We start from the raw sequence: 22,868 nt of genomic DNA on the forward strand, positions 1-22,868 counted from the left end.
GGTCATTTTTGTATGTTGTTGTTGTTATTTTGTTGTTTTTGAATAGTTATTATTTTGACATTTTTAGCGTCTTTGGTGTGTCTTGATTTATCTGGATTCAGTGCTCCTGACGCAACCTTACCGAATGTGTCAATTATTTTAAAGTCATGCTCAGGTATTAATGACATTATTTTTCTAAAATCCTGTTCGTTTTCCACAATAATTTGAATAGTCCCGTCTTGGCTCAATTTAGACATATACGAATGAAGGAGATTTTTTAGAATCCTTTCTTTATTAATTCTTTTTTCAGAATTATCACAAAAGATTGTGATCATGAAATTATCAACGGATTTATCTTTTATGAAAGGTAGAATGTTGTCCGGGTTGCCTGGAAGAATCTCTAAATTCTCTATTTGAAGCTCTGATAATTTGGTTTGTGCCTTTATTATTTCGTCTTTATCTCTTATAATTCCTATATGATATTCGTTCTTATTATGAAGAGCAGTGTTAATTAAATAATCGCAATTACTGACCAATACATCCATGTTAATTTTTTCATATTTTGTTTTAGCATCTAAAATTAGATTGTTTATTTTGTTTGATGGATTTCCCTCGTGAAAAAATTGATATACATTGTCCCATTTTTGTCTGAAAACATCTGGAAAGGTTTTTCTTGATATTATGTCCTTGAATAATGAGCCTTCTGAAAATAATGACAAAAATCTGTCAGTTCTAGAAACAGCTCCTACCAATGGAAAATCTAATTCTTCGTACAATTTTACCACTCTGTTCCATGCTAAAAGAGGATCAGAACTAAGATATGTTACTGATAGATCAGCTAATGATAGAATTTCTGCAATTAGGTTAATTTTCTCTACGGAAAAATCTTGACCATCTATCTCTTTTAGTAACTGATTAAAATTGTTATAAGCATTTTCATTAAAGGGAAAGTCGGTTCTCCAAATTAAAGCTTCAACTATTTTACCTTCGACTCTAGTTTCTATGTCATTTAACATTTCTGGATGAGTAGTAGCAAATTCTTGCGCCTCTACCAAAGGAGGGGATGCATTTTTTCTAAAAAACCTTACTAGTTCTTCGCTATTTAGTATAAAATATGCATCATGAATTCTTTTTCTTTTTATTTCCGTTATGGTGTTTGCTACTGTGGGAACTCTTGAATACATCAAATCATAATGAGAGGTACCTTGCACCGGATCGTAATCATGCAACAATGCTGCAACTAGCATTATTTCATAGTCTCTTTTGGTAATGGTGTAACCATGAATTTCCTTTGGTAACATGTTTAGGCTCATATATGCGACCTCTAGAGAATGATGTAGATTATGATATTCACTCGATCCTTCTCCTAAGCCTAGCTTATCGTATTCTTTTTTTAGATATTGGGTCAATAAATGCAATTTAGTCAATGATTCCTCATTGATGCCTATGGTTCTGGCTTTTAACAAAATAGAATCAATTAGATAATCTAGAGATACACTTGAAAGATTTTCATTCGTGTATTGTATTTGACGCTCTTTAACACCCGGAAGTATTTCTATAATTCTACTGTACACTATCCTTATGGGTAGACTTTTGTTTAAGTACGTAGAGAGGGATGTAAGAACATTTCCAGAATATTTCAGAAAAGGCTCTTCTTTGAAAATTATTTCATCAATTATTTTAGGTATGTTTTTATTAACATCTGAAAGTATACTTGTTACTGTGTTTATTTCTGTTTGAGAGAAAATGTTAAATCTTTTATATTCTGTGTTAATTACTAGCCATTGCGGAATAATAATCCTAAATATCGCATTCTTATTATCAGTTGATTCATTTTTCTTTCCTGGAGAATCTACCTGATTGAATTTTTTTAATATAACAACTACGTTACCCTTTCCTCTTTTAAAAGGGAGATTTACATCCTTTGTCACTTCCAGTCTTACGTTCTTGTTTACTTTCCGCAACTCTAATAATATCTTCCAGTATTTTCCCTTATCAAGCCAGTGGGGTACTTCGTTTTCCCTATCCCAAAAATCTACTAAACTATGATACGCATACCCATCTTCTAAATGATTTGTTTCCGGATTGAACGTTTCATAGTCATATTCTCCTATAAATGGGTCTAGTTTACGACATGAATGCCATGTATTCCTTATCATTTTTGCAGTGTTATCAAACTGTGAATGTGCCATAAGACCCCATATACAACCCAACGCACTAGTAGTAGTGAAAAGTACGTTGGTCCAATCTCTATTCCAATCAAGTTCCTTACCAGAAAAAAGATCTGATATTAGTGGAATGGCGAAAATACCCGTTGTGATCATCGAAGCAAATGATAATGAAATGAAAAAACAACTCGCATAATCATAATAGGACAAATTAAAAGTCCATTTCTTAATCGACTCGCCTACATTCAAATCAATTTTCCCCCCCAAATGGAAATTGGGTTCTGTTTAAGTTTCCATTTATTGATATTTAACTTGAATTATCCCTCTATCTATCTTATGAATGTTATTTTTGCATTACCTCATATTGATACTAAAAATTATATACCAACATATACGTATGATAAAATACTATAAGAAGTTAGGAAACTGCTTTGAAATTTTGATTTTGATTTTGAATTAGTATTCGATATTCAAAATTGGTAGAAATACTTTGAAAAAAGATAGTAAACACCATTAGGAAATATTCATTTGTTTCGCTTTATTCACTATGTTTCTTATAATGTTATTAGATGCAGAAAGCTGACTTTGGGGATTAAATATCACTTCTAATTCCTCTTTGCTTACATTTTTGATAATTTCTTCTTCTTTTATTAGAGCATCAAAAAAATGTTCTTGTTTTTCAACTGCATTGAAGGCAATTGATTGAATATCTCTATATGCTTTGAATCTGGGAATACCCTTTAATACCAAAACCTGCAGGACAAATTCGGCAAATATTTGACCCTTGGTCAATTCTATATTATTTACTATTTTTTCCTTGTTTATTTTCAAACCTGCGATGATCTTTATCATTGTGGTTATCATATCATCCACCAGGATGGATGACATTGGAATAATAAAACGTTCGTTAGCCGAATTTGATAAATCTCTTTCATGCCATAATGCTATATTTTCTAAAGAAACGTTCAGATTTGATTTAACGATTCTGGCCAATGAAGAGATTCTTTCGCTCTTTATTGGATTTTTTTTTACTGGTACTGCGCTACTTCCCATCTGGCCTTTCTTAAATGGTTCTTGAACTTCTCCTATCTCCGTACGCTGCAAGTTTCTAATTTCGATGGCTATTTTGTCTAATGTTAATGCTATTAGTGTAATTGTGAATAACATTTCTGAATATCTCTCCCTTGGAATCACTTGTGTTGCGGCTTCGACGGGGAAGAGGTCTAGTTTCTTTGCAACTATTTTTTGAACCTCTAATGCATTCTCTCTCATCAAAGATCCTGTTCCCACAACTCCCAGAGTTTTGCAAAGTAGGAATCTTTTTTTCCCTTCGTCAATCCTTATTAGGTGGTCAAGTAATTCATTTGACCAAATGGCAAATTTAAGTCCGAAGGAAGTAATACTTGCATGTTGTCCATGAGTTCTGCCTACCGCAGGCAAGTCTTGATATTGTGTTGATTTTTTTAGTAATTCGTTGATAAGCTGGTGCAATTTTGATTCCAATATCTTAAATACATCTCGCATCTGCATTGAGGTACTACTGTCTACCACATCATTACTTGTCAAGCCATAATGAATCCAAGGTTTTGAACTTTCTGAACATAACTCGCTTATTGCCTCTACTATTGCAGCAGTATCATGATCGCTTATGCTTTCTAATTCTTTAACTCTTTGTACTGTTATTTTATTAGATGAAATAACCTCTTCAATATTTTTAGAAGCTTCCATTGGGATTATCTGTAATTCAGCCTGTGCATTTGCAACTGCAGATTCAAAAATTAATTCATAATTTAGTTTTCTATCTTCTTCAAAAATGTCTTTCATTTCTTTTGTTCCATATCTTCCGCTATCTATAGGTAAAATAGGCATTAGTCTAAAATCAGATATTGATTATCTAATTTATTATTTAGGATGATTAATATTTGACAAAATTAAAATATTTATCATAAAGGGAATAATGTCTGGTTCATTAGTAACAAAAAATGGGAAGCATATGGTTAATAAAATTTCTGACTATCAATTTCAGATATCTAAAGAAGATTCGCGCGGGATGAATGTTCCTGTAACAATATTTGCGAATGATCTATTGATATCTAAAATGGCCCTCGATCGAACACTCGATCAAGCGGTTAATGTCACAACCCTGCCTGGGGTAAAAAAACATGTAGTTGTACTTCCTGATGGTCATGAGGGATATGGATTTCCTGTGGGTGGTGTGGCTGCTTCAGATTTAGAAGAAGGTATCATTAGTCCTGGTGGAGTGGGTTATGATATTAATTGTGGAGTCAGACTGATTAGAACTAATCTTGTAGAATCTGATGTTCATTCGAAACTCAAAATTCTAGTTGATTCTCTATTTTCCTCTATACCCACAGGTGTGGGAAGTGAAGGGGCCATTAAGCTGACCAGCTCTGAGCTGGACGATCTACTCATTGATGGCGCGAAATGGTCTGTAGAGAATGGTTATGGAATAGAAACCGATCTTGAATCTTGTGAAGAGCGTGGAAGAATGAAAGGAGCGGATCCTATAAATATTTCAACTAACGCCAGAAAACGCGGTTCGATGCAACTTGGGAGTTTGGGCTCGGGAAATCATTTTCTTGAGATCCAAAAAGTGGACAAGATATATGATGAAGAAGCAGCCAATACAATGGGAATTAGAAAAGAAGGGGAAATACAAATTTTAATACATTGTGGTTCCCGTGGATTTGGACATCAAGTTTGTAGTGACTACCTACGGTTGTCAGAACAAGCCATGAAAAGATATAATATAAATGTTGTAGATAGAGAATTGGCATGTGTTCCTAATACGTCAGTGGAAGGAGAAAGTTATAGAAAATCCATGTTTTCTGCACTAAATTTTGCTTGGGCGAATAGGCAAATGCTTACTCACTGGACGAGGAAGACATTTCAACGAGTTCTTCAACTAAGCGAACAAGATCTCGGCATGGAATTAGTATACGATGTATCTCATAATATTGCAAAGGTAGAACGTCATCGAGTTGATGGGGAAGGCTCTCGTGATTTAGTAGTACATAGGAAAGGCGCAACACGTGCTTTTCCTTCTGGAATGGAACAACTACCCGATAAGTTTCGATCCGTAGGACAACCCGTAATTATTCCAGGGTCCATGGGTACTGCAAGTTGGGTTCTCTTGGGCTCACCTAAATCAATGGATCTTAGTTTTGGATCAACTGCTCATGGTGCAGGAAGAACTATGTCGAGATCAGAAGCAAAAAGAAAGCATACGTTAGATGATGTAAAGAAAAAGTTAGAATCACGGGGCATATATGTTAAATCTTTAACCAAAAATGGATTGATAGAAGAATCTCCCGATGCGTATAAGGATGTCGATATGGTTGCCGATGTATCACATAAGGTGGGGATTGCCACAAAAGTTGTTAGATTGGTCCCATTAGGAGTTATTAAAGGTTAAATTGGGCGCCGACAAAAAATCAGGCATGGATGATCCTGATCTTGAATTAATTAAGGCAAGAAAGATGAAAAAGCTACGAGAACAATTAGCCTCCAAAGAAAAAGACAAGATCAATTTGGAACACCAGAATAAAACAAATAAGGATAAATCAGAAGGAATCGATGCTGAAAGGAATTTCTTGTTGCACTATCTGTACGATAGAGGTGACGAAGTTTTAAAACTTGCTGAACAGCAATTTCCTTTGCAAACTAAAATTCTTATAAGGAAATTAAATGAATTGATTCGATTTGGGGAGATTTCTAAAATATCGGCCGGAGACCTGCTCGCAGTATATAGATCAATAGGTTTGAACATCCGAGTGGATACACACATTTCCATATCTGATCATGGTAAAACGATAAGTTTCTCTGATAAACTGAAACAATCTAGTGATGCAGATCAGGATGCTGAAGGATTACTATAAGCACCACTCTGTTTATTCTAAGATGTATTTCTTATAAAGAAAGGTTGACTGGTTGGTTGATTGGTAGGACTTTTAGGGAAATTAAATTAACTATCGGTTTCTATTTTAATTTGACATTAACTAACTAAAATAAAACAAAAAACTAAAAACAAAAAAAAGATTATGGAACTGATCTGCTGTAGAGTTTTCCTTCTAATGCTAGTTTGTACATTTCTGCTACATAGGGGTTCCTTGCAGGAGTTTCGGCGCCAAGTTCCACCAAACGTGCGTATACTCTAACTACATAGGCCAAAGCACCCATGAAAGCTACTACTACACCCATGTTAAACATCCAGTGGTTAGGTACTGAAAATATTTCTTCAACAAACCAAAAGTGCCACATTTCATTGATACCAATGGTGAACATGGTAGCTAAATAACCGATAATGGTTATCTTTAGACCCGTATTCATTGAATTGTTTGGCCCTCTTAAAGCTGGTACTCTCCTGTCATACATTGCAACAAATCCCCAACCTAGTGGGAGTGCAATAAAGTGACTGTATAACCACCAATGAGCTGGTGTAAATGCACTGTCTCTGATGGCTGTTTGATGCAATGATCCGTCAACAAAGTTGTCTACTTCTACTGATGCAGCAATAGACCCTAGCATAATGACCATTAAATAGATCTTTTTTAGCCTCTGGATTTCTACTTCCTTTGGAATTAATGCAGGCATTTGTGCCATTTTACTATCATTATGTCTTCGTCGATTAAATATATAAGATGTGAACTAAAATATTTATAAATAATACTAGATATTGATGTAATATTGTATAATTATTAGACTATTAGTTAATTAATTAACTAAAATTCTTTTGTTTTATCATAATTGCCAAGCTTATCTTCAATGATTATCATTAGTGATAAACAAAAGAGATCCTTTCCTATGAAATAATTGGGTCAACACTTTGAACAGTTAGCGCATGGTTATCTGTCAATGTATTTGTGATAATTTCTGTATCTTTGATTATTATTTCAGAGCCATTGATGTCAATTTTCTGATCTGTATTATTCGCTGAAATCTTATTCTTTATCAATGACAATGGGTCGACAATCCCATCGGGATCAATATGAAAGACAACAGTGAAATTACTTATTTTATTCTTATCTTTTGATAGAATCGAAAAGTCTGCTTTTAGATATACCACTTCTTTGTTTAAATCGTCTAAAGTATTCACTGTGTGAAGTACATCTACGTTGATTAGATTACCAATTTCGGATTCGTTTACAATAATATTTGCATTCTGATTATTTAGAAAGTTATTTACCAATAATCCGTTATCAACACTGATTTCTAGTTTTATAATGCCTTCTGTGAATTTTTTAGGAAAGGTGGAGCTAGAATTAGTATTATTTTTATCTTGGATTGGAAGTATTTTTGAGCAATTAATACTAGCAATATTTTCTGAAGGAATATTTAGAATGTTGAAATTGTTCTTGACTTGCTGATCTATTGCAATAGCTTTCCAAATTACGGTTATTGGGTAGCTTTTCTTGTTGAATATCGTAATATCTGAATCATATTTTCCAGGTCTCAATGGACCACTATCGTCACTGATTGCACCGCAATTAAATCTTGCATAGTAGTTTACTGTTTTGTAGCTACTTAGATCGTTACTTGATTGAGTTGGTTGAGTTGGTTGAGTTGATTGAGTTGATTGGCTTGAAGCCAATTCTATAGTTGATGTTCCATTCGATCCTAAAACAACAGATTGAAGAATAAAAGCGAATAATGTTAAGGTAAATATCAATCGGATCATGATATAGACGAGATCATTTCGTCGATATAATTTTTTTTATTATCTTATCAATAATAATTATATAGTCAAAATTCCTACTTTATTTCATGAAGTTTCTACTGTCGATAATTTTGATTTTTAGTTTGATATCTAGTCCTTTGTTGACATTTTTTGTTATTTCTAAGAATGTATATGGTGATGGACTTTTCATGGAAGAATTATCAGCGTCATTTGGTGATAGAAACGCAGATCTGCTGATAAAAATGAATCCTCCTATAGTAACCACAGAAACTATCAAGGATCAAGCCCAAAAGCCCACCGTACAGTTTAAACTACTTGATTCAAAAACAAACCAAACTTTCAAAGAGGTTACTTATTTTATTACGATTGAAAAGGATGGAAAGCCTCTGCTGTCTGACTGGTTCTTTAATCCTGGTGGCGACTTGTTAATTGAGATGCAACCAAGAAATCAAAGTAAAATATCAGTATATGGGGAACTTGATCCCATACTTGAAGCTTATACCAGTAGAGAGGGGTCCCCAGTAGTTGCCTCTGGACCAATATTTTTGGATGGAGGTTTATATCACTTTATCGTCAGAATTGTAACCGTAGATTATTCTCGCACAATCTTGCCAGATGATCAACAACCAGTCTTTGATGGTTGGCTCAGTATTGGAGCAGCAAAGAATGCAAACTTGACTGTAGACGGCAAAATAATTCCAACCAAAGTTCTTTCCTATTATGATGAAATAGGAAATATAACATACAATAAACCATCTAATTCCATCAACTTTACAATGCCATTTAATTATGACCCTAAGAGACTAGATGACCCTAAGAACACAGTATTTATTCATCAAGAGGTAGAAGTCCCTAAACCTAGTGTTCTATCCGCTGACGGTGCATACCAGGGTTATACCAATGGAAAAGATGTTACAAATGTTTTAATGGTCGATGGAAATAATCAGACAAAAGATGTCATACATTTCATGCTAACTAAACCAGTTGTACAACAAATTTCCAACGAATACCTGAATAAAACAAATCAAACATCTGCAGACGGACTCATGACGTTCTCACTGGTTCCATCTAAAAATGGATCTATGGCAATGGGAGGAGCCATGAATCACACAATGCCAATGATGACGCAATAAAAACAATTTTTGAATTTCATACAACAGGATGCAAAAAGATTGATCGATTAACAATATGAAAAATACAAAATTTTATTTCATATTAGCAGTTGAACATGTAGATTCAAAATAATTAATCAATTCAGTACAATAACAATTTATATTATGAATTTAACTAAGAAATAAATTTGGGTAATCGATCCTCTTTTCTTCCTCTTTTGCCAGGATTATTTCCACTTACCTTGATTTTTACTTTTTTACTATTGTTTATCTCTTCTGATCTTGGGTTAGTTGCATCATCTGCAAACCAGGAACCTACGTTGGGGAATCATTTAGGATTGGCACAAGGCATGAATTATAATGATTTACTCTTGTCCATCAATACTCAAACAGATGGGGGAATTGATGAGGAATTACCACCGATCAACAATTCTAATACCTTTTATACAAAAGGATTATTGTCCACTGTACTATTCCCTGATAATAGTGAGATAATCCAAAATTTATCCAGACATAATCCTGCATCTCTAAATCAAACTTCTGAATCGGTTGTACTCCATAATTTTCAAAAACTGGTTTCTGGAACTTGGTCTTTGAATGTATCTAGAGGTTTAGTTACAGATTTTCATGCCAATTTTAAATTGCTTACCGTAAATGGTATCGAGAAACATTTTATAGAAATACTCAATTTTCAAAATAGCAATGGCTCTCCTGTTACTTTTAATCAATTTTCAAATACTCCGATAAATGGATATGCTGACATAAAAATTGACGATGAGCTATTCCAAAGTAAGTTTCCTTTGACAATTCAAATATTTAAGATTAATACTATTGTCATAACCATAAAAGATGAAGCAGTAAGCGATATTTTCTATAACAATAATTTGTTGGGCATTACTGATTCCTTTAAGAATTTCAAAGGTGATGAACTTTTGATTTTTGAGGATGAAAAATAACAACGGTTTCAATATTGTTACGCTGGTTGTCGTAGTCTTAGTCAGTATATTCAATTATTTAATATAACAGAAAGTACATATAGTAGAATATGGTCGAAAAAAGAAATAGTGAAAGAATAAAGGACGAAGATGTTGTAAGCGCTCTTTCCAGTGAAAGCCCTGAAATTTCTGATAACGATTTAGAATCAAAACCTATCCCTACTATTATTGATGATTTAGATATACAAGATATTCCAGGTATTGGTCCAACTACAGCAAAAAAATTACGTGATGCTGGTGTACTGACTGTGATGGACCTTGCAGTTACAAGTTCAGAAGAGCTTTCTGTTGAGATCAACTCTTCAAAAGAAAGTGCAGCAGCGTTCATTATTGCTGCTCAACAACTTTTACGAGATTCTAATCTTTTGGACAAGGAATTCGTTACTGCAGATGTTGCATTAGAAAAAAGAAAATCATTGTTGCGATGTATCACTGGTTCAAATGCTTTGGATAAACTTCTTTTGGGAGGTATAGAGACCCAAGCTATTACTGAATTTTATGGTGAATTCGGTTCTGGCAAGTCTCAAGTCTGCCATACTCTATGTGTGACGGCTAGTCAGCCAGTCGAGAATGGTGGATTTGGAAGTGGTTCCATATATATTGATACAGAAGGGACCTTCAGACCTGAAAGAGTAGACCAAATAGCCGTGGCTAGAGGACTTGATCCAACTAGTGTTTTAAAAAGTATCGCAGTTTGTAAGGTTTACAACAGCTCTCATCTTGAATTAATCATAAAAGATCTTGGAAAATATATCAATGATTTTAAAGCCAGGCTTGTTATCATAGACAGCATTATATCTTTGCACAGGGCAGAATTTGCAGGAAGAGGCACGCTTGCCGATAGACAGCAGCGACTTAACTCTATGTTGCACAAAATCATTAGACTTGCTGAGATTTATAATATTTCTGTGGTTATAACCAATCAGGTTCAATCTTCACCCGATACCTTTTTTGGAGATCCTACAAAGGCTGCAGGAGGAAATGTATTAGGTCATGCCTCAACCTATAGGATTTATCTAAGAAAGTCAGGTGAAAATCGAACCGCAAAGATGATCGACTCTCCCTATCATCCATATTCTGACACTAAATTTACTGTAACTGAGAAAGGTGTAGATGATTTGGAAGAAGAAACAAGTTCAAAGAGAGGGAAATTAAAGGAATAGTCTAATCTTTATCTTTATCTTTATTTATGTTATTATTTGAAGACATCGTAGTATCACTCTTTGTGTCTTTTTCTTTACTATTCTTATCTTCTTTTGGAGCATTCTGAACCAAAAAGATAACAGGTATTGAAATCCGATCAGCCACGATACTTACACCATTCTTTTTATGATAATCAAAAAATCCTTTATAATAAAAATAGTAGTTATTTAACATATTAATTAGAATAATAGTATTTTGACATAATGCTAACAAGGTTTTCCTTTGCTCAATCAAATCTGAATTTTTATTTTTTATTTCATCAAGGAGGCAGCTTTGGTGTTTGATTGCAGCTTTGATTCCACCATATTTTCTTAACTCGTCTATGAAAGTTTGGTAGCCTCTGCCTTTATCGAGAGTATTATTGACAAGTCTTTGAATCATTTTTGTTATCCCAATTATTGTCGGTTGTTGTCGTTTCTAACAGGTAATCTTGAAACAACCGATTCATATCTGTAAGATCTTGTTCAGTAATACCTTTCTTATATAGAGAAAGAAGCAAAGGTCCTATGACCGGCTGCAAGGAGAGATTATGTCTGTTTATATTTAGTTGTGAATTTAACATTGCTAATTCATTTCTTTTTTCCTTGACTCTGTCCTCAAATTTTAGTTTGTTATAGTAATTATCCTCAACATCTTTGATAAAAAAAGCAACCGGGTTTTCAATCATATCAAAATCCCTCAAAGGGTCGCCTCTATTTTTTACAATTTCTGAAACTGTTAAATATAGTTGTTCAAGTTCGTCGATTCCAAATTTCATTAACTCTAATTTTTGATAGGTATCCCAATTTCCTATTAATATTTAAAATAGATTGACATGCATGAATTTCATTCGATAAGTCAGTTAGTTTTTTTTGATATGCCTCAATCTGCTTTTCGTTCTGTGCTATATCCCACCTTAGTTTTACGGCTTTATTGTATTCTGTTACTATGTTAGTGACATTATATCCATTTTCCTTAAAGTCGATAAATAATTTGGTGATTGGCCCTAGATCTTTTTTTATATCGATTCCACAATCATCCCTTAATATTTTATCCAGTTTCATGAATGTATTGTAAAGTCCGATGATGGATTGTCTTTGTTATTCTAATATCTTAATTTTTCCTATCAGGTCTGTATTTTGTAATTCATATTCTTTGATTTCTTTTCGTATCTTTTTTTCCTGCTCAGACAGATCCCCAAGTTTCCTCTTCTTCTGTTCAACAAAATCTGAAACCACAGAAACAAATGTCAAAGCTCTTTTTTCACTATTTTGATTTTCATTTGATGGCCTTTCCGTATGATTTTTACTACTTTCATACAAGTATCCATAATTCTCGGTCGAGAAATAAAGTAGGTCATCTATCCATGCCGTAACAACATTAGGAGTTATTCCCACCTCTTCACATTTTTTATATATTTCATTGACAAAATAAGATAAACTATTTAGATCAGAATCAATATCATCGTTTTCAATTGCTATTCCTAATCCTTTCAATATTTGTAAAAATCTGAATCCTTTAGTACACTGTTTTATGGTCATTCCTGACTTATTCATGTTTACGGCAAATCGCCTTAATTCCTCAATATCAGGAGCTTCAAGTTTTCTCTTCCATTCATTGATTTTATTGGACACCGTTCCTGGTGCTACACCAGTTTCTTCTGCTATTTCATCTCTAGGATGCCCATGTATGTAATTCTGTATTATTAACTCTTCAACCTGATTACTAATCAATTGCTTTTATCCATGGTCCTGAGATTCATATTTTCGTCATTTCCGTCAAAAATTTCCCCAATTATCTCTTATTGAATTGAGCGCAAATATGAAAAATTATTAGAGGAAATATTTTGTTTGATGATGATAAAATTATTATGGCAAAATTATGAACGGAAAGATTCATCACATCGCGAACTAGGAATACTCATGAATTCTAGCAGAACCATTTTGATTTATTTTTTTTAGCCTGTTGATCGCTAAGGCAAAATGCATTGCAAAAGATATGAAACATAGAGTTTTTAAAAATTGTCTAACCATTAAGCATATTGCCAGTATATCATCCCTTCTTAAATTTCACCAGCAGTATAAGGCTTCCTGAATATGGATATGTTGGAATTACAGATATCGAGAAAAACATAATCAATACAAGCTATTTTCAACGCCTCAGAAGAATAAAACAAAGCTCCAATCTCTTTATGGCTTTTCCAGGAGCGTCTCATTCAAGATTTGAACACTCTTTGGGCGCCATGCATATCGCTGGTGAGGCTTCCACACATATTATCCTGAATTCCAATAACAAGATCAATTCTACATCTATAATCGACTTGATGGATTCAATTAACTGCAAAGCCGAGATCAAAAAACAAATTCAACTAACAAGACTGGCAGCGCTACTACATGACATAGGACACGCTCCATTTTCTCATACATTTGAAGAATTTTTAAAACTAGTCAACCCATCTTTAGATTGGAAACATGAATACTTGAGTTTAGAGATAATATACAAGAAATTCACCAATTTGGTTAAAGAATCTTCTGAAAACAAGGTAGAGTCTTATGAAATAATGGCATTATTATGCGATCTATCTCCTAATTTTGGAATTATTGAAAATACAAAAAGAATTCTAGAAAGGATAGGCGTCAGCGAAGAGATTATTACAAAGATGGATACCTTTTTGGAGTCTAATTGGTATTTGAACTATCTTATAAAGGAAGATCCGTACAATGTTGACCGATTTAACTACCTGATATTGGATTCTAATAGAACTGGGGCAAAAGAGTATGGTTTTGTAGACGTAGGGAGAATTGTTCAAAATTTATACTATTTAAAAGAAGATGGAATTGTAACTGTTTCAACCCAAGCCAGAGAAGCAGCAATGAGATTCTTTGAGGCCTATGCCCAGATGCACAGGTCGATTTACTTGCATAAAATATCCCAAGGCGCTGACGTCCATTTGTCTTATTTAATGAATGAGGCTGCAAAAGAACCCAACTCGGCCTTTCAGAAACTAGCCAATCCAGAGATGGAATTCATATTAGAATTATCTGATGATGTCTTGATACATGAATTAACCAAAGTAGAAAATGAAAAAACAAGGAAACTTGTAGATGATTATTTAAATAGAAATATTTTATCACTCGTTCACGAATTTGATTTGAGTGATAATAACAGGATTACAAGGATTATGGATTCAAAAGGATCAAAGGGATTACAAGATGAAATTAGAAAGGAAGCAGGATTGCCTGATGATGGGGTAGTGTTGGTGATCAATATTACAAGTAAGAAGGTGACAAAACCACCTGTTGATGAAACCACATTGAAAAGGCTAATGTTTTATAATACTAAATCTAAAAAATTAGAACCATTGGATCTCGATTTTATAAGACAATTTTACCCTAACAAGAAGTATCGAATATTCACCGAAAAAGTATACAAGCAAAAAATTAAGAGTATTATTTCGACATGGACAGACACAAACGTGTGAGATTTTAACCTTGATTTAACAAATATTTTGGATAACTAGATTATTTGGGAAGCCTAGTAGAAGTTATTACATATGAACTTAATAATTTTATTAATATTGGACAAATAATAATGAAAAAATAAAATTTAAAATGAATTGATTAAAAGCAATAGCTAATTACTATTAATCAAAACTAAAGTCTATTCCACTGTCTCTTATAGTGTCTTCTACAGAGTCCATTATACTGCCGCCGTTGTCATTATCATTATTGTTGTCATCATTATTGTTGTCATCATTATTATCCTCGTCATTCCTGTTACTGTTGTCATCATTATTGTTGTCATCATTATTATCCTCGTCATTCCTGTTACTGTTGTCATCGCTATTATCCTCCTCAATTTCCTCATCATCATTCGTGGTAGCAGTATCTGTAGCATCAGTTGCTGGGACGTCTGTACCAGTGGTAGATGCACTAACCTGTCCTGGACTACTTCCTGCTATCTTACAACAGATTGGGCCATTTCCTGTATCTTGATTGAATTGTTGGATTTGTGCAAAAGGCTGTAATCCGCCTGATACCTGACTCATATTACCAGTATTTGTTGAATTTGAAGACTCTAACATCGTGTTGTAGCTAGATAACTGTGCTTGTGTAAAGTTAGAAGCTGTAACATTTACAGAGTAATAGGCTTGTAATGTTTGAGGACCTTCTAAACAAAGAATCTTTGATGTTATTTTGTTGCTTCCTTCATTGATGTTTGTATAATTACTTGATACTGTGTATTGCCAGTTAGAATAATCGCTATCTCCTTGACTGCCTGTAGGTTTAACTTTCTGATATGGTTTTACATTATTTATGATAACAGAAACATCACAATCTGATGTTACATTATCCTTTGAGACTCCTTTAATTACTAGCGAATTGTTTGAATTTAATGGGACTAGATCTCCTTTATCTGGAGAAATTATCTTTACTCCGCCAGTAAGCTTTGTAATATTTGATACTGTGTCAGAAGCAATGGGAACAGATGTGTTTGTAGTACTTGCAGAAGTAGTATTTTGCTGTGCTAATACTTGGATGTTTGCATTATAACTTATGTTTGATAATAATAACAGTATTAATAGTCCTGAGAAAATAATACCAAGCCTTTTTATCATGATTATTTTGATATTTATATATATATTAAAGTTTGAATAGATTTTTCTATATGATAAAACTAGTGATGTGTTCTTATTAAGGTAATCTTTTCTCTCGATCTGAAAGGTGATCTGTGTTCATTTTTCAAACCAAATAAACCATAAACTTTAACAATTCCGAAATAACATTATCGACGTGGAAGAAAATACTGACAGAAATCAAAAAACTCTGCTTACATTCTCAAACATCCAATACTTGGTTGAGGGTTTAGACGTATTACTCCATACAAATCTAGATGGTGATAAAAGAACAAAAGTAATAAAATTAAGAGATGATCTTAACGATTACCTCAATAATTTCTTCAATGCATATTCTTAACTTTGTTGATTCATACTTTAGATTGAGAAAACTAAGAATATGAGATAATGGTAATAGTATTTTGAAAATAGTACTTTCTGGAACACCTGGTGTTGGCAAACACACCATCGCTATCATCCTCTCATCTTTGTTTGATAAAGTACCAATTGTTGATATAAATAAGATAATTTTATCTGAAAATCTTTTAATTTCTCCCGTAAGTGGCAATCATGATGTAGATATTCAAAAGTCGTTTGATTTTTTGAGTTTGTTGCTTTCTAAGCAAGAATATCAAGATAGTATAATTGTTGGACATCTTGCTCCTTATGTAATAGATCCACTGTTAGTAGACCTTGCGGTAATATTAAGAAGATCTCCCTACGAACTTAAAAAAATATATGAAGAAAGATCTTATTCACAAACTAAAATTAGCGACAATATGGTCGCTGAGATCTTGGGTATTATATCATATGATGCACTAAAAAACTTTGAATTTTCCAAACTTTCTGAATTAGAGATCGCAACCAGTATTTTACCATCCTTATCGGCTCAAAAGATTGTCCATATGTATGGTGATAAAAAGCAAAGATCTTTTGGAAACATTGATTGGTTGCCACTTATCCAAAATGATCCAGTTATGTTGAAATTTTTGAAATAAATCTAGTCTGAACTGATTTCATATATATATACCTTAAGACATTATCCTCTTGGATAATGGCTGCTTTAATTTCAAGAAGATTTGCTGAAGAAAGTGTACAATTTTTAGGAAAAAAAGTTTCAATTGAGACCTCAGATAATAAAACTTATTCTGGTGTTTTGACTGGTCTAAATGAAAAATTTGATTTAATATTGGACCATGTAGACTCTCAACAAATCCAAAAACTAATGATAAACGGTTTATTCGTAAAAGAGGTAAAGCTCTTAGAGAGGCCATTTGATTTGAAAGCTCTTGCTGAAAGGTTGTCAAGAGTATTCCCTGGGTTAGTAAAGATTCGAGAGGACGTAGGCGCAATCATTGTGATGGATAAAATTAAGGTGACCGAATCTGGAATCGAAGAAGGATCTGGTTTGTCTGCTACTCGTGTAAAAGCGATTTACGATGAATTCCTTAGGGAGTCCAAGAGTTAATCTTGGTATTTGAGGTGAAATGTACTGATTTAGCTGCTCGGATCGGTAAATTAACCACTCCTCATGGTTCTTTTGAAACTCCATCGTTTATACCCGTAATTCATCCAGTCAAACAACAAATCAGTCCAAGTTTTTTAAAAAGTCTTGGCTTTGAATGTATAATAACAAATGCCTATATCGCTTTGAAATTTTATGGTGAAAAGGCCGAAAAGCAGGGAATTCATCAAATCGTTGATTTTGATGGACCCATCATGACAGATTCAGGAGGTTACCAAGTGTTAGAATATGGTAAAGTCAACGTAACGCCTTCGATAATGGCCCAATTTGAACTTGATATTGGTAGTGATATTCCCGTTCCATTAGATAAACCAACAGGCTATGGTTTGCCTTATAATACGGCAAAGTCCTATGTAGATGAAACTACTTCAAATATAGATGAAACAATCGATATCATAAGAAAAAATCGAACTGATAAGAATGATGATATTTTATCATCAAAGGGTGAAATATGGACTGGAACAATTCAGGGAGCTGAGCATTTTGATCTCGTGCGGTATTCCGCCTCACTCTTAGATAAAAAGGGCTTTTCATTTTTTGCAATTGGTAGCCCGGTTGAACTGATGGAAGCTTATGAGTTTTCTACACTCTCTCGACTTATAGAAGCTACCAAATTATCCATACCAAACAAACCTATCCATTTATTTGGTGCAGGTCATCCATTAACAATACCTCTTGCTGTTGCACTAGGTTGTGACACATTTGATTCTGCATCGTATATTTTGTATGCAAAAGCTAATCGTTACATGAGTTCATCAGGAACACTGAGGTTAGAAGATCTTTCATATTTACCGTGCTGCTGCCCTGTTTGTTCCGATCATTCAGTTAAAGAATTTATTGATGAAATCCCTCAAACCAGGATTATTAATCTCGCTAAACACAATTTGTATGTTCTAAAACAGGAGATGTCTGCAGTAAAACAATCAATTTACGATGGTAGGCTTTGGGAATACGTGCTGCAAAAAGCAAGATCTCATCCCAAATTAATGGATGCAATTCACACAATTAAGAATTTTGAATATATTCAACAAAATACTCCCGTCTTTAAGCAAAAAGCAATCTATTTGTTTGAACCAATAGATCAGTTTAGGCCGGAGCTAAAAAATTATCGCAACATGCTAATTAATAACTACAAATCGCCCAATAATAATATCCTACTATTATATCCAGATCAGGGGATAAGACCATTCTATTCCTCCTCTGTATTGCGAAAACTTTCCAGTACTTTTCCTGACGCTTCAATTTGTCTTTATAATCCTTTTTTTGGCTTGATTCCGGTTGAAATATCGGATATTTATCCAACATCCCATAATATATTTACAAAACATTTTGACGAATATGATCCTAAAAGTTATACTGAATTTCTGAAATTGTTAAACTCCTTCCTAAAAAATAATACTTTTAAATCAATTCATATAATTGCGAATAGGTTCATTAAAAAACTGCTTCCCATCATTGAACTCCCAAAGGAAACAGAAGTAATAATTGAAGATTTTATTGGTTATAAATTAGATTGAGTTATAGACAGAGTTAGAATAAATTTAAAGTTGATTTGGATTTTTATTTTTTGACTATGTGATAAAAAAGATTAAAATTTAGCGCCGACGCTATCTTTAATTTCTTTGGATAATTCTGTATATCCATTTTTATCTATTATCACTGCATTTATGCTGTCTCCAGTACCTGCATTTCTTCTAATCGCTGCGGCAATGGCTTGAATTGCTACTTTATATGCTTCATTTACACTCATTCCTTCCTTAAATTCCGACTCTAAATATCCATATGCAACAGGAGACCCACTCCCAGTTGAAATGAAGCTCTCTGTAGTCATCGAACCAAATAGATCTATATTATAAATTTGTCCTTTTTGTTGACGAAAATCAAATCCGCCCATGATAATTTGAACATAAAATGGAAAATATCTTTGATTAAATAGAATGTTAGAACATAACCTTGCAGCAGAACTGACTGGGATGGGCTCTTTTTTAGATAACCTGTATATATTTGAGTTGTATCTCATTGTATCAACCAGATTTTGGGCATCTGCAACACCACCTGCAATTGTCATACCTAAATGATTATCAACTTTTTGAATTTTCATTACATGCCTATCTGCAATAAATAATCCTGCACTTGCTCTTGTATCTGCAGCTAATACTACACCATCACTACAGGTAAGAGCACAAGTAGTTGTTCCTTTTTTAATTTGATCTAAAATTTGTTGAGGATATCGATCATCATTAACATGCATTTATATCAAATGATAAAAGACTACATTTAAGCATTGTTAATTCGCAATTAACTATAAAATAATTATTATAGTCGTTTTGTTATAATATATTATAGTTGGCACAAACTCTATACGACAAGATTTGGGATAATCACGTAGTATATTCTGATGAAAGTAGTAATCTGTCGCTTTTATACATTGATAGGCATTATGTGCATGAAGTAACTTCGCCTCAAGCTTTTGATGGCCTTAGGATTAACGAGAGAAAAGTTAGAAGACCAGATCTTACTTTTGCTACGGTAGATCATAACGTTCCCACTACTAACAGGTCCTTGCCCATTGTAGATCAAATCTCATCATTACAAATAAAAGCATTGGAAAATAATTGTAAAGAATTTGGAATAAAACTTTTTGATATTCATGATAAGTATCAAGGGATAGTTCACGTAATCGGTCCAGAATTAGGATTGACACTTCCTGGTAGTACGATTGTTTGTGGTGATAGCCATACTTCCACTCACGGGGCATTCGGATCCCTGGCTTTTGGTATAGGTACCAGTGAAGTAGAACATGTATTGGCGACTCAATGTCTGTGGATGAAAAAGTCAAAAAATTTTGAAATAGTTTTGAATGGCGGTTTAAAACAAAACCAGGCTGTAACATCTAAAGATGTTATATTAAACATTATTAGAAAAATAGGTACATCTGGAGGCTCAGGATCAGTGATTGAATATAAGGGAAACTACATTTCATCCCTCACAATGGAAAAACGCATGACTATTTGTAATATGTCTATCGAAGCCGGTGCTCGAGCGGGTCTTGTTGCTCCAGATGATGTTACTTTTGAATATTTAAGGGGAAGAGTCTATACTCCCAAAAATGAATTATTTGATCAACAAATAGACGATTGGAAGAATCTCCGATCTGATAACGGAGCGCAATACGATAAAACCTTCTCTATTGATATCGACAATCTTGCACCTCAAGTTACCTGGGGTACTAATCCAGCTATGACTACCGATGTGGACTCTGCAATTCCTTCTCCTGATGAATATTCTAAGGGAAATGATGATGAAAAAAAATCTGCTATCAAAGCCCTCGAATACATGAATTTAAAACCGGGTTTACCAATTACTGATATTTCAGTGGATCGAGTTTTTATCGGTTCTTGCACAAATGCAAGATTAGAAGATTTAATCGAAGCTTCTAATGCAGTGAAAGGAAAAAAGGTATCTTCTAGTGTTAAAGCAATGGTTGTTCCGGGATCACAACAGGTAAAAATTGCTGCCGAAAAATTGGGATTGGATAAAATTTTTATCAATGCCGGCTTTGAATGGAGAGAGCCTGGCTGCAGTATGTGTTTAGGTATGAATCCTGATATACTCCAAGCCGGTGAAAGATGTGCTAGCACTTCTAATAGAAATTTCGAAGGACGCCAAGGTACAGGGGGACGTACTCACCTTGTTAGTCCTTTTATGGCTGCGGCCGCTGCAATAGCCGGAAAGTTTGTTGATGTGAGAGAATGGGTTTAAATTTAATTTATTATAGATAAAAATTACAGGTGTATTTATGGAACCTTTTAAGAATTTGACAAGTAAGGTAGTTCCGCTTGATATTGCGAATATTGATACAGATCAGATTATTCCAAAACAATTCTTAAAACTTTTGGGCAAAACTGGGTACGGTGAATATTTATTTTTTAATTGGCGTTATGATCAACAAGGTAAACCATTAGAGGATTTTGTGTTAAACTCATCCCTATTTAGTGGAAGACAGATTCTGTTAACGCGTGAAAATTTTGGTATAGGAAGCTCAAGAGAACATGCGGTATGGGCACTTAAGGATTATGGCTTCAAAGTAATCCTTGGGGTATCTTTTGCAGATATTTTTTACAATAATTGTTCTAAAAATGGAGTTTTGGTCATCAAAATGGACAAGAATACAATCGAAGATTTCTTTTCCTCAAAAACAAACGAAAACTTTGAAATAGACTTGATACAACAACAAATTAAGATAAATTCTAAAGTCTTTGATTTTGACATTGATCCTACATTAAAAAGTTATTTGGTAAATGGGTTAGATGAAATTTCCAAAACTCTAGAACTAGGAAATCATATCAAGAAATATGAGGATAAACATAAAGTTTCTGTGGAAACAGAAAGTATGATATAAAAACATTCAGATAAAATGCTATAGAAAAAAAAATAGTTAATTTTACAAAGGGTAAATCTAATTAGATTTATTACTGTAACGATTGAAGAGTTTCTTATAAGATATATAACTACTATTTTTTAAGATATGAAAATAATTACATCAAAATTGACTCTTTTAATCATACTGTCGACAATTATTGTTGTTAGTAGTTTGACGATCCCACAGAATAGTATGGCTGCTACTACTGCTACTGTTGCTACTAATGTTGATGAAAATTCTGTATCTTTACATCCTATTTCTGCACAAGATCTTGATACCACTTCTGGTTCAAATCAATATCATACCTCTTTTGTTTGGTCAAATCCAGGTACTTCTAAAATGACTGATGTTTTGACTGCTAGTTTTACAAACATTCTTGATACACAAATTTATACTGGTTTAGACAAGATTACGAACTAGTAAAACCCCTTTTTTAGAACGACAAATGAATGTTCATGAGCATCTTGTCAAAAATTAATGCGTATTTGTCAAATTCCTTTTGTTCAGCTAAAAGGGAAAAAATATAGATATTATTGTTAATAGTCAAAAAAACCTGTTTAGTTTTAAACAAGAAACCTGCATTTTCAAAGCTGTATGTTATGCTTTCAGCTGTTTTGTTTATGCTATCAATATGTATGGTGGATATGTTATCAATTCTAAATCCCTGGTTCTGGTTTACAAGTTTCTGAACTATATCTTGCGTATTGATGCTTTCGTTAATTGTAAAGTTATTTTTTGGCATCAAAACATTTACGACAATGTTTTCTTGAAAGAGATCTTCTGGATTTTCTTTTGGTGATAGAAATACTATTATGTTGTTAGTTTGATTTTCATCATCATTCTTTTTATCTTCAACAATCTCCCAATTTGTGGGATAGGTTATGCTTAGACTGCTATCATTGGTTGTATAATTTGACCAAGTAGTTTCTTGAGCGAATGCTTTATTTACCGAAAACAAAGTGAGACCTTGAGCGGTGTCTATCAGGCTATTGTGGCCAAACCAACTAGACAAAAACAGGAGCAATACACATGGTAATGCGAAAATTATAATGTTGACTTTCCTAATAGACATACTAAATTCTATTACCATATTATAATTAGTATTTTTTACATTTCTATTTATTATTATATTAAACTTTAATCAATAGGTTCATATGATAATCTACCTATG

At 33.4% G+C, this 22,868-nt stretch carries 23 protein-coding genes; 12 read left to right on the top strand and 11 right to left on the bottom strand.

Annotation, left to right across the window (positions count from 1 at the left end; translation table 11 throughout):
- Positions 1-2: 2 nt before the first annotated feature.
- Together NMY3_RS03580 and purB are read right to left on the bottom strand one after the other, a co-directional pair.
- Entirely contained in the window at positions 3-2,414 is a 2,412-nt protein-coding gene (locus NMY3_RS03580) for an HD domain-containing protein (RefSeq protein ID WP_196817569.1), read from the bottom strand.
- A gap of 246 nt (positions 2,415-2,660) precedes the next feature.
- Positions 2,661-4,016, bottom strand: coding sequence for an adenylosuccinate lyase (purB, locus tag NMY3_RS03585; RefSeq protein WP_196817570.1), 1,356 nt, complete (start codon positions 4,014-4,016; stop codon positions 2,661-2,663).
- A gap of 124 nt (positions 4,017-4,140) precedes the next feature.
- On the opposite strand from purB, the gene NMY3_RS03590 reads away from it, so the two are divergent.
- Positions 4,141-5,583 carry an RtcB family protein gene (locus NMY3_RS03590; protein ID WP_231100217.1) on the top strand — a complete coding sequence of 481 codons (1,443 nt, stop codon included), beginning with the start codon at positions 4,141-4,143 and terminating at the stop codon, positions 5,581-5,583.
- 1 nt (position 5,584) lies between these two features.
- Entirely contained in the window at positions 5,585-6,046 is a 462-nt protein-coding gene (locus NMY3_RS03595; RefSeq protein WP_196817572.1) for a hypothetical protein, read from the top strand.
- Positions 6,047-6,206: 160 nt separating this feature from the next.
- On the opposite strand, the gene NMY3_RS03600 is transcribed toward NMY3_RS03595, so the two are convergent.
- Both NMY3_RS03600 and NMY3_RS03605 read right to left on the bottom strand, forming a co-directional pair.
- Complete coding sequence (locus NMY3_RS03600) at positions 6,207-6,770, bottom strand: methane monooxygenase/ammonia monooxygenase subunit C (protein ID WP_196816369.1); 564 nt, start codon at positions 6,768-6,770, stop codon at positions 6,207-6,209.
- A gap of 199 nt (positions 6,771-6,969) precedes the next feature.
- The gene (locus NMY3_RS03605) at positions 6,970-7,845 is read right to left on the bottom strand and encodes a hypothetical protein (RefSeq protein ID WP_231100218.1); all 876 of its coding nucleotides are present in this window, start codon (positions 7,843-7,845) and stop codon (positions 6,970-6,972) included.
- A gap of 86 nt (positions 7,846-7,931) precedes the next feature.
- Between NMY3_RS03605 and NMY3_RS03610 the strand changes: the two genes are divergently transcribed.
- From NMY3_RS03610 to radA, 3 genes are all read left to right on the top strand, one after another.
- Entirely contained in the window at positions 7,932-8,978 is a 1,047-nt protein-coding gene (locus tag NMY3_RS03610; protein WP_231100219.1) for a hypothetical protein, read from the top strand.
- 167 nt (positions 8,979-9,145) lie between these two features.
- Positions 9,146-9,913: a hypothetical protein gene (locus tag NMY3_RS03615; RefSeq protein WP_196817575.1), complete on the top strand. Its 768-nt coding sequence runs from the start codon at positions 9,146-9,148 to the stop codon at positions 9,911-9,913.
- A gap of 89 nt (positions 9,914-10,002) precedes the next feature.
- Positions 10,003-11,115, top strand: coding sequence for a DNA repair and recombination protein RadA (gene radA / locus NMY3_RS03620; protein ID WP_231100220.1), 1,113 nt, complete (start codon positions 10,003-10,005; stop codon positions 11,113-11,115).
- A 1-nt stretch (position 11,116) separates the two neighbouring features.
- Here the strand turns inward: radA and NMY3_RS03625 are convergent, their stop codons facing one another.
- Genes NMY3_RS03625 through NMY3_RS03640 form a run of 4 tightly spaced genes read right to left on the bottom strand, consistent with a single transcriptional unit; the run spans position 11,117 to position 12,867 of the window.
- A complete protein-coding gene (locus NMY3_RS03625; protein WP_196817576.1) occupies positions 11,117-11,536 on the bottom strand; it encodes a hypothetical protein in 420 nt (139 codons plus the stop codon).
- Entirely contained in the window at positions 11,514-11,912 is a 399-nt protein-coding gene (locus tag NMY3_RS03630) for a hypothetical protein (RefSeq protein ID WP_196817577.1), read from the bottom strand. The genes NMY3_RS03625 and NMY3_RS03630 overlap by 23 nt, the downstream gene beginning before the upstream one ends.
- On the bottom strand, positions 11,887-12,198 hold the full coding sequence (locus tag NMY3_RS03635; RefSeq protein ID WP_196817578.1) for a hypothetical protein: 312 nt from the start codon (positions 12,196-12,198) through the stop codon (positions 11,887-11,889). The genes NMY3_RS03630 and NMY3_RS03635 overlap by 26 nt, the downstream gene beginning before the upstream one ends.
- A 36-nt stretch (positions 12,199-12,234) precedes the next feature.
- Positions 12,235-12,867 (bottom strand): helix-turn-helix transcriptional regulator, encoded by a 633-nt coding sequence (locus NMY3_RS03640; protein WP_196817579.1) that lies wholly within the window; start codon positions 12,865-12,867, stop codon positions 12,235-12,237.
- A gap of 308 nt (positions 12,868-13,175) precedes the next feature.
- On the opposite strand from NMY3_RS03640, the gene NMY3_RS03645 reads away from it, so the two are divergent.
- Positions 13,176-14,615 carry an HD domain-containing protein gene (locus tag NMY3_RS03645; RefSeq protein ID WP_196817580.1) on the top strand — a complete coding sequence of 480 codons (1,440 nt, stop codon included), beginning with the start codon at positions 13,176-13,178 and terminating at the stop codon, positions 14,613-14,615.
- Between the two features lie 162 nt (positions 14,616-14,777).
- Here NMY3_RS03645 and NMY3_RS03650 read toward each other — a convergent pair whose 3' ends face one another.
- Positions 14,778-15,752, bottom strand: a complete 975-nt coding sequence (locus tag NMY3_RS03650; RefSeq protein WP_196817581.1) for a hypothetical protein — start codon at positions 15,750-15,752, stop codon at positions 14,778-14,780.
- Between the two features lie 419 nt (positions 15,753-16,171).
- Here NMY3_RS03650 and NMY3_RS03655 point away from each other — a divergent pair, with 419 nt between their 5' ends.
- Genes NMY3_RS03655 through tgtA form a run of 3 tightly spaced genes read left to right on the top strand, consistent with a single transcriptional unit; the run spans position 16,172 to position 18,791 of the window.
- Complete coding sequence (locus NMY3_RS03655) at positions 16,172-16,747, top strand: adenylate kinase family protein (RefSeq protein WP_196817582.1); 576 nt, start codon at positions 16,172-16,174, stop codon at positions 16,745-16,747.
- Positions 16,748-16,803: 56 nt separating this feature from the next.
- Entirely contained in the window at positions 16,804-17,217 is a 414-nt protein-coding gene (locus tag NMY3_RS03660; protein ID WP_196817583.1) for an Lsm family RNA-binding protein, read from the top strand.
- 14 nt (positions 17,218-17,231) lie between these two features.
- Positions 17,232-18,791, top strand: coding sequence for a tRNA guanosine(15) transglycosylase TgtA (gene tgtA, locus NMY3_RS03665; protein WP_231100221.1), 1,560 nt, complete (start codon positions 17,232-17,234; stop codon positions 18,789-18,791).
- Between the two features lie 71 nt (positions 18,792-18,862).
- Here tgtA and NMY3_RS03670 read toward each other — a convergent pair whose 3' ends face one another.
- Positions 18,863-19,525, bottom strand: a complete 663-nt coding sequence (locus NMY3_RS03670; protein ID WP_196817584.1) for a proteasome subunit beta — start codon at positions 19,523-19,525, stop codon at positions 18,863-18,865.
- Positions 19,526-19,620: 95 nt separating this feature from the next.
- Here NMY3_RS03670 and leuC point away from each other — a divergent pair, with 95 nt between their 5' ends.
- The 3 genes from leuC to NMY3_RS03685 all read left to right on the top strand — a co-directional run bounded on the left by leuC (position 19,621) and on the right by NMY3_RS03685 (position 22,117).
- A complete protein-coding gene (leuC, locus tag NMY3_RS03675; protein WP_196817585.1) occupies positions 19,621-21,036 on the top strand; it encodes a 3-isopropylmalate dehydratase large subunit in 1,416 nt (471 codons plus the stop codon).
- Between the two features lie 37 nt (positions 21,037-21,073).
- The gene (gene leuD, locus NMY3_RS03680) at positions 21,074-21,676 is read left to right on the top strand and encodes a 3-isopropylmalate dehydratase small subunit (protein WP_196817586.1); all 603 of its coding nucleotides are present in this window, start codon (positions 21,074-21,076) and stop codon (positions 21,674-21,676) included.
- A gap of 126 nt (positions 21,677-21,802) precedes the next feature.
- Positions 21,803-22,117 (top strand): hypothetical protein, encoded by a 315-nt coding sequence (locus NMY3_RS03685; protein ID WP_196817587.1) that lies wholly within the window; start codon positions 21,803-21,805, stop codon positions 22,115-22,117.
- Between the two features lie 13 nt (positions 22,118-22,130).
- Here the strand turns inward: NMY3_RS03685 and NMY3_RS03690 are convergent, their stop codons facing one another.
- On the bottom strand, positions 22,131-22,787 hold the full coding sequence (locus tag NMY3_RS03690; protein ID WP_196817588.1) for a PsbP-related protein: 657 nt from the start codon (positions 22,785-22,787) through the stop codon (positions 22,131-22,133).
- Between the last annotated feature and the right edge of the window lie 81 nt (positions 22,788-22,868).

The organism is Candidatus Nitrosocosmicus oleophilus, from assembly GCF_000802205.1.
Lineage (GTDB): Archaea > Thermoproteota > Nitrososphaeria > Nitrososphaerales > Nitrososphaeraceae > Nitrosocosmicus > Nitrosocosmicus oleophilus.

Excerpts from the sequence above, each read along its gene's own strand:
- purB (WP_196817570.1), bottom strand. The coding sequence starts at position 4,016 with ATGCCTATTTTACCTATAGATAGCGGAAGATATGGAACAAAAGAAATG.
- NMY3_RS03590 (WP_231100217.1), top strand. The coding sequence starts at position 4,141 with ATGGTTAATAAAATTTCTGACTATCAATTTCAGATATCTAAAGAAGAT.
- NMY3_RS03600 (WP_196816369.1), bottom strand. The coding sequence starts at position 6,770 with ATGGCACAAATGCCTGCATTAATTCCAAAGGAAGTAGAAATCCAGAGG.
- NMY3_RS03605 (WP_231100218.1), bottom strand. The coding sequence starts at position 7,845 with ATGATCCGATTGATATTTACCTTAACATTATTCGCTTTTATTCTTCAA.
- NMY3_RS03610 (WP_231100219.1), top strand. The coding sequence starts at position 7,932 with ATGAAGTTTCTACTGTCGATAATTTTGATTTTTAGTTTGATATCTAGT.
- radA (WP_231100220.1), top strand. The coding sequence starts at position 10,003 with ATGGTCGAAAAAAGAAATAGTGAAAGAATAAAGGACGAAGATGTTGTA.
- NMY3_RS03625 (WP_196817576.1), bottom strand. The coding sequence starts at position 11,536 with ATGATTCAAAGACTTGTCAATAATACTCTCGATAAAGGCAGAGGCTAC.
- NMY3_RS03630 (WP_196817577.1), bottom strand. The coding sequence starts at position 11,912 with ATGAAATTTGGAATCGACGAACTTGAACAACTATATTTAACAGTTTCA.
- NMY3_RS03635 (WP_196817578.1), bottom strand. The coding sequence starts at position 12,198 with ATGAAACTGGATAAAATATTAAGGGATGATTGTGGAATCGATATAAAA.
- NMY3_RS03650 (WP_196817581.1), bottom strand. The coding sequence starts at position 15,752 with ATGATAAAAAGGCTTGGTATTATTTTCTCAGGACTATTAATACTGTTA.
- NMY3_RS03660 (WP_196817583.1), top strand. The coding sequence starts at position 16,804 with ATGGCTGCTTTAATTTCAAGAAGATTTGCTGAAGAAAGTGTACAATTT.
- NMY3_RS03670 (WP_196817584.1), bottom strand. The coding sequence starts at position 19,525 with ATGCATGTTAATGATGATCGATATCCTCAACAAATTTTAGATCAAATT.
- leuD (WP_196817586.1), top strand. The coding sequence starts at position 21,074 with ATGGAACCTTTTAAGAATTTGACAAGTAAGGTAGTTCCGCTTGATATT.
- NMY3_RS03685 (WP_196817587.1), top strand. The coding sequence starts at position 21,803 with ATGAAAATAATTACATCAAAATTGACTCTTTTAATCATACTGTCGACA.
- NMY3_RS03690 (WP_196817588.1), bottom strand. The coding sequence starts at position 22,787 with ATGGTAATAGAATTTAGTATGTCTATTAGGAAAGTCAACATTATAATT.